This window comes from Burkholderia metallica (assembly GCF_001718555.1).
GTDB classification, from domain to species: Bacteria; Pseudomonadota; Gammaproteobacteria; order Burkholderiales; family Burkholderiaceae; genus Burkholderia; species Burkholderia metallica.
Window position 1 is genome coordinate 2,936,382 of the sequence record NZ_CP013403.1, and the last position, 15,105, is coordinate 2,951,486.

The following is a 15,105-nucleotide window of genomic DNA, read 5'->3' on the forward strand; positions in this document are numbered from 1 at the left end:
GGTCGATCTCGTCGACGCATTTCGCTGCCGGGCCGCATCCGGCGGCCTGATCGAAGCCGGCGCGCCAGCGATCGTGCTGACGGCGAGCGGCTGCGGCGCGTTCGTGCAGGAATACGGCGACCTGTTGCGCTCCGACCCCGTCTATGCGGAAAAGCGCAACGTATGAGCGCGCTCGCGCGCGATCTCGCCGAGGTCGTCGCGGCCGAGCCGCTCGACGCGCTGGCCGGCTCGATGCGCGCGAAGCCGCGCGACCGGATTTGATTGTCACGGCGAATATGGGGTGCCAGACTCACCTGAACGGCGCGGGCCGCACGCCGGTGCGCCACTGGATCGAGCTCGTCGACACCCCCTCGTCAACCGACTGATTCCGGAGGAATGCCATGCAGATGAAACCCGAACTCGAACTCGCCGATGCGGACCGCATGCTCGCCGCCGCCCGCGCGGAGGCGGAACGCCACGGCTGGGCCGTGTCGATCGCCGTCGTCGACGACGGCGGCCACCTGCTCGCGTTCGCGCGCCTGGACGGCGCATCGGCGGCCAGCGCCACCATCGCGCAGGACAAGGCGCGCGCGGCGGCGCTGGGCCGGCGCGAGACGAAGGCGTATGAGGATATGATCAACGGTGGCCGCACCGCGTTTCTGAGCGCGCCGCTGACGGGGTTGCTCGAAGGCGGCGTGCCGGTCGCGGTCGGCGGCCGGATCGCGGGCGCGATCGGTGTGTCTGGCGTAAAGTCCGAACAGGACGCGCAGATCGCCCGCGCCGGCACACAAAGCGTCGCGGCGTGACCAGCCAAAGCCGCGCGCGCATTTTTCCCCGGGAGGAATCACGATGATCGACCAAGCAGGACTGCAAGTCGCACCCGCGCTGAGCCAGTTCATTGAAAACGAAGCGCTGCCGGGCACCGGCATCGACCAGGCCGCGTTCTGGAGCGGCTTCTCGGCCCTGGTGCACGACCTGGCGCCGCGCAACCGCGAACTCCTTGCGGAACGCGACCGTCTGCAGCAGGAACTCGACACCTGGCACCGCGCGCACCCCGGCCCCGTGCGCGACCATGCCGCGTATCGCGCGTTCCTCGAACGCATCGGCTACCTCGTGCCGGTCCCGTCGAACGTCGCGGCAGCCACCGCGAACGTCGACAGCGAGATCGCCACGCAGGCCGGCCCGCAGCTCGTCGTGCCGCTGTCGAACGCGCGCTACGCGCTGAACGCCGCGAACGCCCGCTGGGGCAGCCTGTACGACGCGCTGTACGGCACCGACGCGCTGCCCGAAGACGGCGGCGCCGAACGCACGTCGGCATACAACCCGACGCGCGGCCAGCGCGTGATCGACTACGCGCGCAACGTGCTCGACAACGCCGCGCCGCTCGCGAGCGGCTCGCACCGCGACGCGCTGCGCTATCGCGTGCAGGACGGCCAGCTTGCCGTCGAAACCGCGAAAGGCGTCGTGTCCCTCGCACAACCGGCGCAGTTCGTCGGCTACCAGGGCGCCGCCGGCGCGCCGTCCGCGATCCTGCTGAAGCACAACGGCCTGCACCTCGAGATCCAGATCGATGCGTCGACGCCGATCGGCCGCGCCGATCTCGCGCACGTGAAGGACGTCGTGCTCGAAGCCGCGGTCAGCACGATCATCGACTGCGAGGATTCGGTCGCGGCGGTGGACGCCGACGACAAGGTCCAGCTCTACCGCAACTGGCTCGGGCTGATGCAGGGCACGCTGGTCGAAGAGGTCGCGAAGGGCGGCAAGACCTTCACGCGTCGCCTGAACGCCGACCGCGAGTACACGACGCCCGCCGGCGGCACGCTGTCGCTGCACGGCCGCTCGCTGCTGTTCGTGCGCAACGTCGGCCACCTGATGACCAACGGCGCGGTGCTCGACCGCGACGGCAACGAGATTCCGGAAGGGATCCTCGACGGCGTCGTCACGGTGCTGTGCGCGCTGCACGACCTGAAGGCGAAGCGCAACTCGCGCACCGGCTCGATCTACATCGTGAAGCCGAAGATGCACGGCCCGGACGAAGTCGCGTTCGCCGACATGCTGTTCGCGCGCATCGAGGATCTGTACGGCCTGCCGCGCAACACGCTGAAGATGGGCATCATGGACGAGGAGCGCCGCACGAGCGTGAACCTCGCCGCGTGTATCGCCGCGGCCGCCGCGCGCGTGGCGTTCATCAACACCGGCTTCCTCGACCGCACCGGCGACGAGATGCACACCGCGATGGAAGCGGGCCCGATGATCCGCAAGGGCGACATGAAGTCGTCGGCGTGGATCCAGTCGTACGAGCGCAACAACGTGCTCGCGGGCCTGTCGGCCGGGCTGCGCGGCCGCGCACAGATCGGCAAGGGGATGTGGGCGATGCCGGACCTGATGCACGCGATGCTCGAACAGAAGATCGCGCATCCGCGCGCCGGCGCGAACACCGCATGGGTGCCGTCGCCGACCGCCGCGACGCTGCACGCGCTGCACTACCATCTCGTCGACGTGCAGGCCGTCCAGCAGGAACTCGAAAAGACGCCGTACGCGAGCGAGCGCGACGCGCTGCTCGAAGGGCTGCTGACGGTGCCTGTCGTCGAGCGCACGCAGTGGAGCGACGCCGAGATCCTGAGCGAAGTCGAGAACAACGCGCAAGGCATCCTCGGCTACGTCGTGCGCTGGGTGGAACAGGGCGTCGGCTGCTCGAAGGTGCCGGACATCCACGACGTCGGCCTGATGGAAGACCGCGCGACGCTGCGCATCTCGAGCCAGCACATCGCGAACTGGCTGCGCCACGGCGTGATCACCGAAGCATTCGTGCTCGACGTGTTCAAGCGGATGGCGCGTGTCGTCGACCAGCAGAACGCCGGCGACCCGAACTATCGCCCGATGGCGCCCGACTACGACCGGTCGACCGCGTTCCAGGCCGCGTGCGCGCTCGCGCTGCAGGGCACGTCGCAACCGAGCGGCTATACCGAGCCGCTGCTGCACCGGTTCCGGCTCGCGTTCAAGGCACAGCAACACGGCGCCTGAGCACGGGCGGGCTGCGGGCTCCCGGCATGCCGGGAGCCCGTAAGCCCCGTACTCCGGCTTCACGAAACGGGCGGTCGCAACGGCCGCCCGTTTTCATATTCGCGTTCGCCCGACCGTTGAATCGAATAATCGGCACATACCGGATGCGTTCATTTTTCGCGTTGGCGTGCCGTTAACCAGGAGAAATCGGCGACGGCATCCCGCGCGCCACGGCTCCTCATGCCGCGAAGCCTTGCGCCGCAACGCGCTGCCCGATATTCGCAAGCCCGGGTATTCACCGTAATTTGACCCGGATCAACGGTTCGCAACATTTTCCGCGCGCGCGGACGTGCGCGCTATACTCCGTTGGATTCGCGCTCCCCGATTCGTCGGATCGTCGAATCGGCGCGGATGTCACCGATGAACGTTTGATTTACCGGTATATCTGGCCGCGATTCCCGATAATCGGTATCCATTTTCTCCGCCGCCCGGCAGGCAGGCTCGAAATGGCTGCATCACGGCTCGACGCCGACACGTCATACGAACAATCGCATCGGCCCGCCTCCCGGCGGCAATCCCCAACGATCCACTGACCATGGCAGAAACCGACTACGCAATGCCCGGCGCAACCGGCCTGACGAGCCGGATCGCCGCTCACCTGCGACGGTTCCTGCTGCCGCACCGGATCTTCTATGCGGGGCTGCTGATCGCGCTGCTCCTGCTGATCCTGTGCGGGATCGTGCTGTACGAAGGCCGCATCGACGCGCGCGACCGCGCAGCCGCGATGCAGCAGAACCTCGCGCTGATGGCGTCGTGGGACATCGAGCGCAACATCGAAATCTATTCGCTGTCGCTGCAGGCCGTCGTCGAGGGCGAGAACGACCCCGATGTCATCAAGCTGCCGATGCCGCTGCGCCGCCAGGTGCTGTTCGATCGCGCGACGACCGCCAAGTACCTCGGCGGCATCTACGTGCTCGACGCGAAGGGCGACATCGCGGTCGACGGCAAGAGCGACGTGCCGCGCAAGGCCAACTTCGCCAACGAGCCGTACTTCACCGTGCACCGCGACCGCGCCGACGTCGGCCTGTACGTCAGCCCGCCGTATTTTTCGCGGCTGCGCGGCGGCTCGCCGAGCATCGCGCTCAGCCGGCGGATCACGAGGCCCGACGGCTCGTTCGGCGGCGTCGCCGTGATGTCGATCCGGCTCGAATATTTCCAGAACCTGTTTTCACGGCTGTCGCTGGGCGACCGCGGCTCGATCGCGCTGATCAATACCGATGGCAAGATGCTCGCGCGCGAGCCGTACGACCCGAAGATCGTCGGTCGCGACATCAGCCGCGCCAGCACGTTCCGGCGCTTCATGACCGCCAGCGAAGGCAGCTTCGCCGACACCGCGTCGATCGACGGCGTGCGACGCCTGTACGTGTTCCGGCACCTCGAGCACCTGCCGCTCATCATCATGGTCGCGCGCTCGGAAGCCGATACCTACGCCGCGTGGTACGACCGTGCGATTCCGATCGGCTCCGCGATGGTCGCGCTCGCGATCGGCTTCGTCGGCCTGTCGCTGCTGCTCGACGTGCAGTTGCGCAAGCGCCACCGCGCGGAAACCGAGCTGCAGGCGCTCGCGCGCACCGACGGCCTCACGGGCCTCGACAACCGCCGGATGCTCGACGTCACACTCGAGCGCGAATGGCGCCGTGCCGCGCGCTCGCAGCACGCGCTGTCGCTGCTGTTCATCGACGTCGACTACTTCAAGCGCTACAACGACACGCAGGGGCACCAGGCCGGCGACGACGCGCTCGCCGCGGTCGGCCACTGCATCGCCGGGTGCCTGCGCCGCCCGGCCGATTACGCGGCGCGCTACGGCGGCGAGGAGTTCGTCGTCGTGCTGCCGGACGTCGACACGAACGGCGCGACGGCGATTGCCGAGACGATCCGCACGGGTGTCCTCGATCTCGGCATCCGGCACGACGCCGCCGCGACGGGGCGCCTGACGGTGAGCATCGGCGTGACGACCAGCTATCCCGAATGCGACGACGACATGCAGGCCGCGCTGAAGATGGCCGACGACGCGCTGTATCGCGCGAAGGAAGGCGGGCGCAACCGCATCGTCGTGCACACGGCCGCTTCCGGCGGCCTCGCTGCACGGCAGGCCTGAGCGGCCGGGCGCCGGGCGCCGGGCGACCGCCGTCGCCGCCCGTGCGCAAAATCGCCGACAATGTCGCCTCGACACGCCGCCGTGCGGCTGACGCGCCCGACTGGCCCGCGCCGGTGCGCGGCCGCTTCGCACCACCATGAGACTCAAGGCAAAGATCTTCCTTCTGGCCATCGTGCCGTTCCTGCTCGCGATCGCCGGCATCGGCTTCGGCGTGCGCCAGCAGGCGACGTCCCTCGCGCGCACGCAGCACGCGACGATCCAGGCCGCGTACCTGTCGAGCAAGGAAGTCGAGCTGAAGCACTACGTCGAGCTCGCGACGAGCGCGATCATGCCGCTCTACGACGCCAGCGGCCGCAATGCGCGCGACGATGCGCTGCTGCGCACGCAGGCGCTCGCGATGCTGCAGAAGATGGATTTCGGCCCCGACGGCTATTTCTTCGTGTACGACCTGCACGGCAATTCGCTGATGCATCCGCGCGAGCCCGAGCGCGTCGGCCACAACTACTGGTCGATGCGCGACCCGCAGGGCGCGCTGACGATCCAGAAGCTGATCGGCGCGGCGTCGAGCGGCGGCGGCTACGTGCGCTACGCGTGGCAGCGGCCGTCGACGGGCCGCGTCGCGCCGAAGCTCGGCTATGTCGTCGCGCTCGAACGCTGGGGCTGGATGGTCGGCACCGGCATCTATCTCGACGACGTCGACACCGCGCTGCAGCGCATCGACGCGCGCGCGTCCGCGAACATCGAGCGCACGATGAGCTGGCTCACCGCGATCGCGCTCACGGGCGCGGCGGCGATCGCCGTGTGCGCGCTGGTGCTGAACGTCAGCGAGTCGCGCAGCGCCGACGCGAAGCTCAAGCTGCTCGCGCAGCGCGTCGTCGAATCCCAGGAACAGGAACGGGCGCGGCTGTCGCGCGAGCTGCATGACGGGATCAGCCAGATGATGGTGTCGGCGAAGCTGATGCTCGAATCCGCGCTCGCGCGCTTCGAACGCGGCTCGGCGCGCGTGCCCGAAGCCGAGCAGGCGCTGGCATCGGGCGTCGTGCGCCTCGGCGACACGCTGCGCGAGGTGCGGCGCATCTCGCACGCGCTGCGCCCCGCGATGCTCGACGATCTCGGCCTCGCGGCCGCACTCGAACAACTGGTGCGCGAGCTGGGTGCCGAAAGCGGCATCGACATCGGCTATACGCAGGTCGCGCACAGCGGTACCCGGCCTTTGCCCGCGCCGGTCAACACCGCGCTGTTCCGGATCGCGCAGGAAGCGCTGAGCAACATCGTGCATCATGCGCGGGCGTCGCGCGCGGCCGTCACGCTCGACGTCGGCGCGCAATCCGTCACACTGACCATCGCCGACAACGGCTGCGGCTTCGACGCCGAACGCTCGCAGGCCGACGCGCGCCGCGGCATCGGCCTGCGCAACATGCGCGAGCGTCTCGACGCGCTCGGCGGCACGCTGACGATCGCGTCGCAGGTCGGCCACACGATCGTCGCCGCGCGCGTGCCGCTGCCCGCCGCCGCGTGACGGCGCACCCCTAACAGGAGACCTTTCACGCATGAGCGCCCCCGACACCGCCCGGCCCGTCGCCCGACTGCTGCTCGTCGACGATCATCCGCTCGTGCGCGACGGCTTGCGGATGCGGCTCGAAGCGGCCGATCTGTCCGTCGTCGGCGAAGCCGGCAACGCCGACGAGGCGCTCGCGCTCGCGGCGTCGCTCGAACCGGATCTCGCACTGATGGACGTCGGCATGAACGGGATGAACGGCATCACGCTCGCGGGCGTGTTCCACGAGCGCTTTCCGGGCATTCGCGTGCTGATGCTGTCGATGCACGACAACATCGAATACGTGACGCAGGCCGTGCGCGCCGGCGCGAGCGGCTATCTGCTGAAGGATTCGCCCGCGAGCGAGATCGTGCGCGCGATCGGCGCGGTGCTGGCCGGCCAGACGTTCTTCAGCGAAGGGCTGGCCGCGCGGATGATCCACGCGAGCGCGACCGCGTCGCCGCTCGACCGGCTCACGCCGCGCGAACGCGACATCCTCGACGCGCTGGCCGAGGGACTATCGAGCAAGCAGATCGCGCAGCAGACGGGGCTGTCGGTGCGCACGGTCGAGACGCACCGGCTCAATCTGAAGCGCAAGCTGGAGATCGAAGGGCAGGCCGAGCTGATCAAGTTCGCGGTCGAGCATCGGCGGAAGTAGGCCCATCCGGCGGACGACGCGATCCGCCACGAAAGGCGAGTCCGGCACGCCACATCATTCCGGCCGCGAGGACGTCACGCACGCTGCCGCGCGTTCGTCCTGCTGCATCGTTTCACGCCGCATCGTCAGCATCATGGCGACCGCAATACTCAGGATTCCGGAACACAGAACCGCCACCGAAAACCCGTGCGCCATCGCATCCCGATACGCACCGAGCAGTTCCGGCCGGGCGGCGGCGAACACATGCTCCATCACCGCCTGCCGCGCGAGCGTATCCGCTTGCGCGCTTCCCCCCGCCTGCATCGCTGCCGTCATCCGATGCAACGCATCGACGCTCATCACGCTGCCGAGCACCGCGATGCCCATGCTCATCCCGGTCTGGCGCAACGCGTTCATCGTCGCCGACGCCATGCCGGCGCGTTCGGCCGGCGCCAGTTCCATCACGGTCATGCCGGTCGCGGGCACCGCGAGCCCCATGCCGATGCCGAGCACCGCGAGCGCGAGGCCGACCGGCAGATACGGCGTTCCCGCACCGAAGCCGGACATCACTGCAAGCATCGCGCCGACCAGCCCGTACCCCGCGACCATCAGTGCGTGCATCGCAATGCGCGCCGCGATGCGCCCGAACAGCATCGACGTGATCGCCGTCATCACGAACTGCGGCATCAGCTGCCAGCCGGTTTCGGCGGGCGTGCGCCCCTGCGCCTGCTGCAGAAACAGCGACAGGAAGAACAGGCTGCTGTACCCCGAGAACCCGAGCACGAACGACGCGAGATTGGCGCGCATCAGCCGCCGGTCGCGGAACAGCCATACCGGCAGCAGCGGCCGCTCGACGCGCATTTCGACCCGCACGAACACGACGAACGCCACCGAGGCGCCCGCCAGGGGCGCGAGCACCTTCGCGTACGACATGCCGGCTTCGCCGATACCGATCAGCCCGTACGTGAGCAACCCGAGCCAGACGACGCTCAGCGCCTGGCCGAGCGGATCGAACGCCGCATGCTGCGGATGCCGGCGCTCCGGAATGCCCCACGCGCCGAGCAGCACGGTCGCGATGCCGATCGGCACGTTGACGAGGAAGATGTTCTGCCATCCGCCATGCTCGACGAGCAGGCCGCCCACCAGCGGCCCGAGGATCAGCGCAAGCGCGCTGAACGCTGACCATCCGCCGATCGCACGGGCGCGCTCGCGCGCATCGGGGAACGCATGCGTGAGGATCGGCATCGCACCGGGAATCAGCAGCGCACCGGCGAGCCCCTGGATCGCGCGGCCGATCAGCAGCGGCTCGATGCTGCCCGCGCATGCGCAGAGCACCGAGCCGGCCGTAAACAGGATCACGCTGGCGAGCCACACGCGCTTGTGTCCGTAGCGATCGCCGAGCGGCCCGGCCGACAGCATGAACGCCGACAGCGCGAGCGCATACGCGTTGACGACCCACTGGAGGCCGCCGATATCGGTATTGAGCGCCGTCTGCAGCGTCGGCAACGCGACGTTGACGATGCTGATGTCGAGCGTGGCGAGAAAGGTGCCGAGACAGGCGGCGAGGACGAGCGCGGCGCGACGGTAGCGAGACATGGCGGTCCGCCCTTCACGGGCGCGAAGACGAGAATGATTCTCATCATATATATCGACCGACCGTCGGTCAATGGATTGCGTTGGCCGTGACCGGGGCGCTGGCCTAAACTGCGGGCTTTGCACGAACGGGCGTCGAGCCGCGCGATGACGGACAGGACACAGGCAGGACTCACGACAGGGAAGGACGATATTCCTGCAGGCAAGCCGCGCACGAAGCCGGCGGAAGTGCGCCTCGAGGAACTGATGGCCGCGGCCGAGACGCTGTTTCTCGCGCAAGGCGTGGAAGCGACGACGATCAGCGAGATCGTCGAGCACGCGCAGGTCGCGAAGGGCACGTTCTATCACTACTTCGAATCGAAGTCCGACATGCTCGCCGCGCTCGCGCAGCGCTACACGTCGACGTTCGTCGACCGCCTGCAGCGCGCGGTGGACGCATGCGACGCTGACGACTGGCTCGCGCGCCTGCGCGCATGGATCCGCGCGAATATCGAAACCTACGCGGCGACCTACCGCACGCACGATATCGTCTACACGAACCACCATCACCACGATCGCACGAATGCCGACAAGAACGCGATCCTCGAACAGCTCGGCGCGATTCTCGACGGCGGCGCACGGGCCGGCACCTGGCGGCTCGCGCACCCGCAGGTCACCGCGCTGCTGATCTATGCGGGCGTGCACGGCGCGACCGATCACATCATCGCGGCGCCGGAAACGGATCGCACCGCGTTCGTCGATGCGGTGATCGACGATTGCCTGCGGATGCTCGGCGCGGGCGCGTGACGCGCCACCGACGCGGCGCCATGAAAAAAGGGCGCCGAGGGCGCCCTTCGTGCATCCGGGGATCGGCTCACGCCGCGACCGTCAGTTCGTCCGCGAATTGTGCTTCTGCAGATACGCGATCAAGCCGTCGATCCCGCCTGCCGCGAGCTGGCTCTTGAACTGCCCCTGGTAGACCTGGATCAGCCACGCGCCCGACATGTCGATGTCGTAGATCTTCCAGTCGCTGCCGACCTTGCCGAGCCGATAGCCGACCGACTGGCTGTCGCCCGGCGTCGTGACCGTCGACTGCACGAGCGCGTCGGCACCCGACGCGCCGCCGGCCTTGAACGAGAACTTCGCGTCCTGACTGCCCAGCTGCGCGAGCGACGCGGCGTAGGTGCGCGTCATCAGCAGCCGGAACTGTTTGTACAGCTCCTGCTGCTGTTGCGGCGTGGCCTGCTTCCACGCGTCGCCGACCGCGATGCGGGTCGTGCGCTCGAAGTTCGTCACCGGCAGGAAGCGCTGCTCGACGACTTGCGTGATTTTCGCCATGTCGCCGCCGCGTGCGGCCGGATCGGCCTTCATCGCGTTGACGGTGCCCTCGACCGCATTGCGGACGATATCGACCGGTGCGCTCTGCGCGAAAGCGGAAACCGACACGGCGGCCGCCGCGACGAAAGCAAACAGATGACGTTTCATACGGATATCGCACTCGATGAGAAAAAACGACCGGCTCTTTGCATCGACCGGTGATGCGAAGTATACCGGGCCCGACGCTCCGCTGCCCCGCGGTGACCGACTGTTACCTTTCAGCTTCATTTGTCACAGGCGCGGCCGGGCGGCGTCGATTATGTAAATATCCCCATACAAACGAACCGGTCATCGATACCGATTCCGCCGCCGCGAGCAAATTTCCTTCCCGCCCCTGAAACCCCCAACGTCACGACCGTCGTCACGCCGCGCCGGTATACTTGGCTACTTTGCCCTTGCCAGCCGCTCCCCACCGCCACATGGTGACATCTCTCATCGTCCGACTCGTTGCGTGGTCGGTGCGCCGCCCCGTCTGGGTCGTCGTCCTGTCGCTCGTCATCGCCGCCTTCAGCGGCGTCTACGTCGCGCAGCATTTCAAGATCAACACCGACATCAGCAAGCTCGTCGATGCCGAACCGCAATGGGCCGCGCTCGGCCAGGCCGTCGACAAGGCGTTCCCACAGCGCAACGGCACGATCCTCGCGGTCGTCGAGGCGCCCGCGCCCGAATTCGCGACGGCCGCCGCGCATGCGCTGACCGAAGCGCTGCAGAAGGATGCCGATGGCGGCCGCATCGGCCAGGTCGCCGAACCCGGCGGCGGGCCGTTCTTCGAGCACAACGGGCTGCTGTTCCTGTCGCCGCAGGAAGTCGCGGACACCACGTCGCAGCTCGCGAGCGCGCGCCCGCTCGTCAACGAGCTCGCGAAGAACCCGAGCCTGACCGGGCTCGCGACCACGCTGTCCACCACGCTCGGCCAGCCGCTGCTGACCGGCCAGGTGAAGCTGCCCGCGATGGCGAAGCTGCTCGCGCGCAGCGCCGCGACGGTCGACGACGTGCTGGCCGGCAAGCCGGCCGCATTCTCGTGGCGCGCGCTGGTCGACAACGACGCCGCGCGGCAACCCGCGCGCGCGTTCGTCACCGTGCAGCCGGTGGTCAACTACGGCGCGCTGAAAGCCGGCGCGGAAACCAGCCAGGTGATCCGCGACGCGGCCCGCTCGCTCGATCTCGAAAAGCGCTACGGCGCGGTCGTGCGCCTGACCGGCGAACAGCCGCTCGCCGACGACGAATTCGCGTCGGTCGAGGATGGCGCGGCACTCAACGGCGTGCTCACGCTGCTCGCCGTGCTCGTCATCCTGTGGCTCGCGCTGCGCTCGAAGCGGATGATCGGCTCGGTGCTCGTCACGCTGTTCGTCGGCCTCGTCGTGACCGCCGCGCTCGGCCTTGCGATGGTCGGCTCGCTGAACATGATTTCGGTCGCGTTCATGGTGCTGTTCGTCGGCCTCGGCGTCGATTTCTCGATCCAGTACGGCGTGAAATACCGCGAGGAACGCTTCCGCGATCCGCGCATCGACCACGCGCTGATCGGCGCCGCGCACTCGATGGGCATGCCGCTCGCGCTGGCCACCGCGGCCGTCGCGGCGAGCTTCTTCTCGTTCATCCCCACCGCCTATCGCGGCGTGTCCGAGCTCGGCCTGATCGCGGGCGTCGGGATGTTCGTCGCGCTGCTCACCACGGTCACGCTGCTGCCCGCGCTGCTGCGCCTGTTCGCGCCGCCGGGCGAATCGAAGACGCCGGGCTTCCCGTGGCTCGCGCCGGTCGACGATTGCCTCGATCGTCATCGCAAGCCGATCCTGATCGGCACGCTCGTGGTCGTGATCGGCGCGCTGCCGCTGCTCGCGTTCCTGCGCTTCGACTTCAATCCGCTGCACCTGAAGGATCCGCACAGCGAATCGATGGCGACGCTGCTCGCGCTGAAGGATTCGCCGGAAGCGGCCGTCAACGACGTCACGCTGCTCGCGCCGTCGCTCGCGGAGGCCGACGCGGCCGCGAAGCGCCTCGACGCGCTGCCCGAGGTCGGCCGCACGACCACGCTGTCGACCTTCATTCCCGCCGACCAGCCGGCCAAGCGCGCGGCGATCGCCGCGGCCGCGAGCGACCTGCTGCCCGCGCTGACTCAGCCGGCCGCGCCGCCCGCGACCGACGCGCAGCGCGTCGCCGCGCTCAAGCGCGTGTCGAACCTGCTGAGCTACGCGGCCGAAGATCACCCGGGCCCGGGTGCGGCCGCCGCGCAGCATTTGTCCGCGTCGCTCGCGAAGCTCGCCGCCGCGGACGCCGCGACGCGCGACCGCGCCGAGCGCGCGTTCTCCGACACGCTGCGCATCGCGCTCAACCAGCTCGCTTCGCTGCTGCAGCCGCAGGACATCACGCGCGAATCGCTGCCGCCGCAGCTGGTGCGCGACTGGGTCGCGCCGAACGGTAGCGCGCTCGTGCAGATTTCGCCGAAGGTGCCGAAGGGTGTCGACCCGAACGACGACACGATGCTGCGCCGTTTCGCGACGACCGTGAAGGCCGCGGAACCGGGCGCGACCGGCGGACCGATTTCGATCCTGCATTCGGCCGACACGATCATCAACGCGTTCCTCCATGCGGCGCTGTGGTCGATCCTCTCGATCACGATCCTGCTGTGGATCACGCTTCGCCGTTTCGGCGACGTGCTGCGCACGCTGGTGCCGCTGCTCGTATCGGGCATCGTCACGCTCGAGATGTGCGTGGTGCTCGGCATCCAGCTCAACTTCGCGAACATCATCGCGCTGCCGCTGATGCTCGGTGTCGGCGTCGCGTTCAAGGTGTATTTCGTGATGGCGTGGCGCGCGGGGCAAACCGGATTGCTGCATTCGAGCCTCACGCATGCCGTGCTGTTCAGCGCCGCGACGACGGCGACCGCATTCGGCAGCCTGTGGCTGTCGCACCATCCGGGCACGTCGAGCATGGGCAAGCTGCTCGCGCTGGCCCTGACCTGCACGCTGATCGGCGCCGTGGTGTTCCAGCCCGTCCTGATGGGCAAACCGCGCGTCAAACGCGCCCAGAACCAATCGCAAGGAATCAATGAATAAGGTGCGAATCATTGCGGCGACCGTTGCCGCCAGCGCAATGCTGAGCGGCTGCGCGACGGGACCGAACCGCAACCCCAACGACCCGCTCGAGCCGATGAACCGGGCGATGTACAAGTTCAACGACACCGTCGACACGAACATCGCCCAGCCGATCGCGAAGGGGTACCAGAAGGTCACGCCGACGCCCGTGCGCACCGCGATCAGCAACTTCTTCTCGAACCTCGGCGATCTCGGCAACATGGCGAACAACCTGCTGCAGCTGCGCATCACCGACGCCACCGAGGATCTGATGCGCGTGGCGATGAACTCGGTGTTCGGCGTCGCCGGCCTGATCGACATCGCGACGCCGGCCGGGCTGCCGAAGCATCACCAGGATTTCGGGCTGACGATGGCGCGCTGGGGCGTGCCGTCGGGCCCGTACCTCGTGCTGCCCGTGTTCGGGCCGAGCACGATCCGCGACGGCGTCGGCCGCGCGGTGGACGTGCGCTTCAACCTGCTCAACTACATCGAGCCGGCTGCGCGCAACCCGATGTACATCGCGCAGTTCATCAGCGCGCGTTCGGACCTGCTCGGTGCGACCGACCTGCTGAAGCAGGCCGCGCTCGATCCGTATTCGTTCGTGCGCGACGCGTACCTGCAGCAGCGCAAGTCGCTGACGTACCGCAGCCAGTCGTCGTCGGCCACGGTGCCGAACTACAGCGAACCGGGTGAAGCGGGCGCGGTGCCGGCCGCGACGCCGGCCGTGCCGGGGCTGCCGAACTACGAGGACCCGGGCGAATCGGGCGGCGCATCGGGCACCACGCCGAACAGCGCGCCGGCGGCGCCGGGATTGCCGCAGTACGACGATCCGGGTGCGGATAATGCGACGCCGGCGAGTGCGCCTGCTGCGGCGTCGGCTGCTGCGCCGGCTGCGGCATCGGCACCCGCGCCCACCCTTCCCGCGAGCAATCCGGCCGCGCAGAAGTAACGCGGCAGCGGCTACCGCCGCAAAGAAAAAGAGCGCTGCAAATCACATCTGCAGCGCTCTTTTTTTGTCCGCGAGAAACGGAAAGCCGGGAGGGAAGGCGAGAAAAGCGGCCCGTGCCGCTCAGACGATCCGCATCGCGCCCGTACGCTCGAATGCGTGCCGTGCCTGGATCAGCGTCGTGCGCGCCGCGCGCGCATCGCTCGCGACCTGCAGCAGCGGGCCGAGCTGCGACGGCTGCTTCAGCAATTCCCGCAGGATCGGCACGATCGCCGTGCTGCCGTCGTCGCGCAGGCCGGCCGTCGCCGCGCGCGGCAACGTGCGCCACGCCGGATCGACGATCGCGCGGCACACCGCGAACGGCACGCCGCGCGCAGCCGCGAAGGCCGCCGCGATGTGCGACTCCATGTCGACGGCGAGCGCGCCCTTCGCGTGGTGCAACGACGCCTTTTCCTGTTCGGTGACGACCGGCGCACCGACCGCCGCGATCGTGCCGCGCGTGACGCGCGCCCACACCGGCGTGTCGTGCAGCGCCGCGACGAGCCGCGCGCTCCAGCCCGTATCGGTCTCGACGCGGCCGAACGGCCCGTCGATCGCGTTCGCGATCACGAGCGCCCCGGGTTCCAGATCGGGCGCGAGCCCGCCCGCCGTGCCGAAGCTCACGATGCCCGCGCAACCGCGCGCGGTCGCGTCGGCCAGCGCGCGCTCGAGCCGGTCGGCCCGCGCGGCGAATACGGCCTCGACGCCGTAGCCGCGTGCGATGCGCGCCTCGAACGCCATCCCCGTCACCGCGATGACGGGCAATGCGCCGTTGTGCCGAGATGC

The 15,105-nt window shown here is 68.7% G+C and carries 11 protein-coding genes and 1 pseudogene; 9 read left to right on the forward strand and 3 right to left on the reverse strand.

All coding sequences use genetic code 11. The features are described from left to right. Positions 1-49 precede the first annotated feature (49 nt). From WJ16_RS34550 to WJ16_RS32490, 6 genes and pseudogenes are all read left to right on the forward strand, one after another. A pseudogene (locus tag WJ16_RS34550) lies at positions 50-365 on the forward strand (hypothetical protein); the annotation flags it as partial. Positions 366-380: 15 nt separating this feature from the next. Then, complete coding sequence (locus WJ16_RS32470; protein WP_069261024.1) at positions 381-785, forward strand: GlcG/HbpS family heme-binding protein; 405 nt, start codon at positions 381-383, stop codon at positions 783-785. Between the two features lie 43 nt (positions 786-828). After that, a complete protein-coding gene (locus WJ16_RS32475) occupies positions 829-3,003 on the forward strand; it encodes a malate synthase G (protein WP_069261025.1) in 2,175 nt (724 codons plus the stop codon). 574 nt (positions 3,004-3,577) lie between these two features. Beyond that, positions 3,578-5,140, forward strand: a complete 1,563-nt coding sequence (locus WJ16_RS32480; protein WP_069261026.1) for a sensor domain-containing diguanylate cyclase — start codon at positions 3,578-3,580, stop codon at positions 5,138-5,140. A gap of 136 nt (positions 5,141-5,276) precedes the next feature. Next, positions 5,277-6,659 (forward strand): cache domain-containing protein, encoded by a 1,383-nt coding sequence (locus tag WJ16_RS32485; protein WP_069261027.1) that lies wholly within the window; start codon positions 5,277-5,279, stop codon positions 6,657-6,659. Between the two features lie 31 nt (positions 6,660-6,690). Then, complete coding sequence (locus WJ16_RS32490) at positions 6,691-7,335, forward strand: response regulator (RefSeq protein WP_069261028.1); 645 nt, start codon at positions 6,691-6,693, stop codon at positions 7,333-7,335. A 54-nt stretch (positions 7,336-7,389) separates the two neighbouring features. Here the strand turns inward: WJ16_RS32490 and WJ16_RS32495 are convergent, their stop codons facing one another. Continuing rightward, on the reverse strand, positions 7,390-8,910 hold the full coding sequence (locus tag WJ16_RS32495; protein WP_069261029.1) for a DHA2 family efflux MFS transporter permease subunit: 1,521 nt from the start codon (positions 8,908-8,910) through the stop codon (positions 7,390-7,392). A gap of 144 nt (positions 8,911-9,054) precedes the next feature. Here WJ16_RS32495 and WJ16_RS32500 point away from each other — a divergent pair, with 144 nt between their 5' ends. Next, positions 9,055-9,693 (forward strand): TetR/AcrR family transcriptional regulator, encoded by a 639-nt coding sequence (locus WJ16_RS32500; protein ID WP_069261030.1) that lies wholly within the window; start codon positions 9,055-9,057, stop codon positions 9,691-9,693. 81 nt (positions 9,694-9,774) lie between these two features. On the opposite strand, the gene WJ16_RS32505 is transcribed toward WJ16_RS32500, so the two are convergent. Further along, the gene (locus tag WJ16_RS32505) at positions 9,775-10,371 is read right to left on the reverse strand and encodes an MlaC/ttg2D family ABC transporter substrate-binding protein (protein ID WP_069261031.1); all 597 of its coding nucleotides are present in this window, start codon (positions 10,369-10,371) and stop codon (positions 9,775-9,777) included. A 311-nt stretch (positions 10,372-10,682) separates the two neighbouring features. Here WJ16_RS32505 and hpnN point away from each other — a divergent pair, with 311 nt between their 5' ends. Together hpnN and WJ16_RS32515 are read left to right on the forward strand one after the other, a co-directional pair. Beyond that, the gene (gene hpnN / locus WJ16_RS32510; RefSeq protein WP_069261032.1) at positions 10,683-13,316 is read left to right on the forward strand and encodes a hopanoid transporter HpnN; all 2,634 of its coding nucleotides are present in this window, start codon (positions 10,683-10,685) and stop codon (positions 13,314-13,316) included. Next, on the forward strand, positions 13,309-14,283 hold the full coding sequence (locus WJ16_RS32515; RefSeq protein ID WP_069261033.1) for an MlaA family lipoprotein: 975 nt from the start codon (positions 13,309-13,311) through the stop codon (positions 14,281-14,283). Before hpnN ends, WJ16_RS32515 begins: the two co-directional genes overlap by 8 nt. A gap of 120 nt (positions 14,284-14,403) precedes the next feature. On the opposite strand, the gene WJ16_RS32520 is transcribed toward WJ16_RS32515, so the two are convergent. Then, positions 14,404-15,060, reverse strand: coding sequence for a phosphorylase (locus WJ16_RS32520; protein ID WP_069261034.1), 657 nt, complete (start codon positions 15,058-15,060; stop codon positions 14,404-14,406). Positions 15,061-15,105: the final 45 nt, after the last annotated feature.

What these genes read in the sequence shown, in the direction of transcription:
- WJ16_RS32470 (WP_069261024.1), top strand. Translation starts at nt 381, where the DNA reads ATGCAGATGAAACCCGAACTCGAACTCGCCGATGCGGACCGCATGCTC.
- WJ16_RS32475 (WP_069261025.1), top strand. Translation starts at nt 829, where the DNA reads ATGATCGACCAAGCAGGACTGCAAGTCGCACCCGCGCTGAGCCAGTTC.
- WJ16_RS32480 (WP_069261026.1), top strand. Translation starts at nt 3,578, where the DNA reads ATGGCAGAAACCGACTACGCAATGCCCGGCGCAACCGGCCTGACGAGC.
- WJ16_RS32485 (WP_069261027.1), top strand. Translation starts at nt 5,277, where the DNA reads ATGAGACTCAAGGCAAAGATCTTCCTTCTGGCCATCGTGCCGTTCCTG.
- WJ16_RS32490 (WP_069261028.1), top strand. Translation starts at nt 6,691, where the DNA reads ATGAGCGCCCCCGACACCGCCCGGCCCGTCGCCCGACTGCTGCTCGTC.
- WJ16_RS32495 (WP_069261029.1), bottom strand. Translation starts at nt 8,910, where the DNA reads ATGTCTCGCTACCGTCGCGCCGCGCTCGTCCTCGCCGCCTGTCTCGGC.
- WJ16_RS32500 (WP_069261030.1), top strand. Translation starts at nt 9,055, where the DNA reads ATGACGGACAGGACACAGGCAGGACTCACGACAGGGAAGGACGATATT.
- WJ16_RS32505 (WP_069261031.1), bottom strand. Translation starts at nt 10,371, where the DNA reads ATGAAACGTCATCTGTTTGCTTTCGTCGCGGCGGCCGCCGTGTCGGTT.
- hpnN (WP_069261032.1), top strand. Translation starts at nt 10,683, where the DNA reads ATGGTGACATCTCTCATCGTCCGACTCGTTGCGTGGTCGGTGCGCCGC.
- WJ16_RS32515 (WP_069261033.1), top strand. Translation starts at nt 13,309, where the DNA reads ATGAATAAGGTGCGAATCATTGCGGCGACCGTTGCCGCCAGCGCAATG.
- WJ16_RS32520 (WP_069261034.1), bottom strand. Translation starts at nt 15,060, where the DNA reads ATGGCGTTCGAGGCGCGCATCGCACGCGGCTACGGCGTCGAGGCCGTA.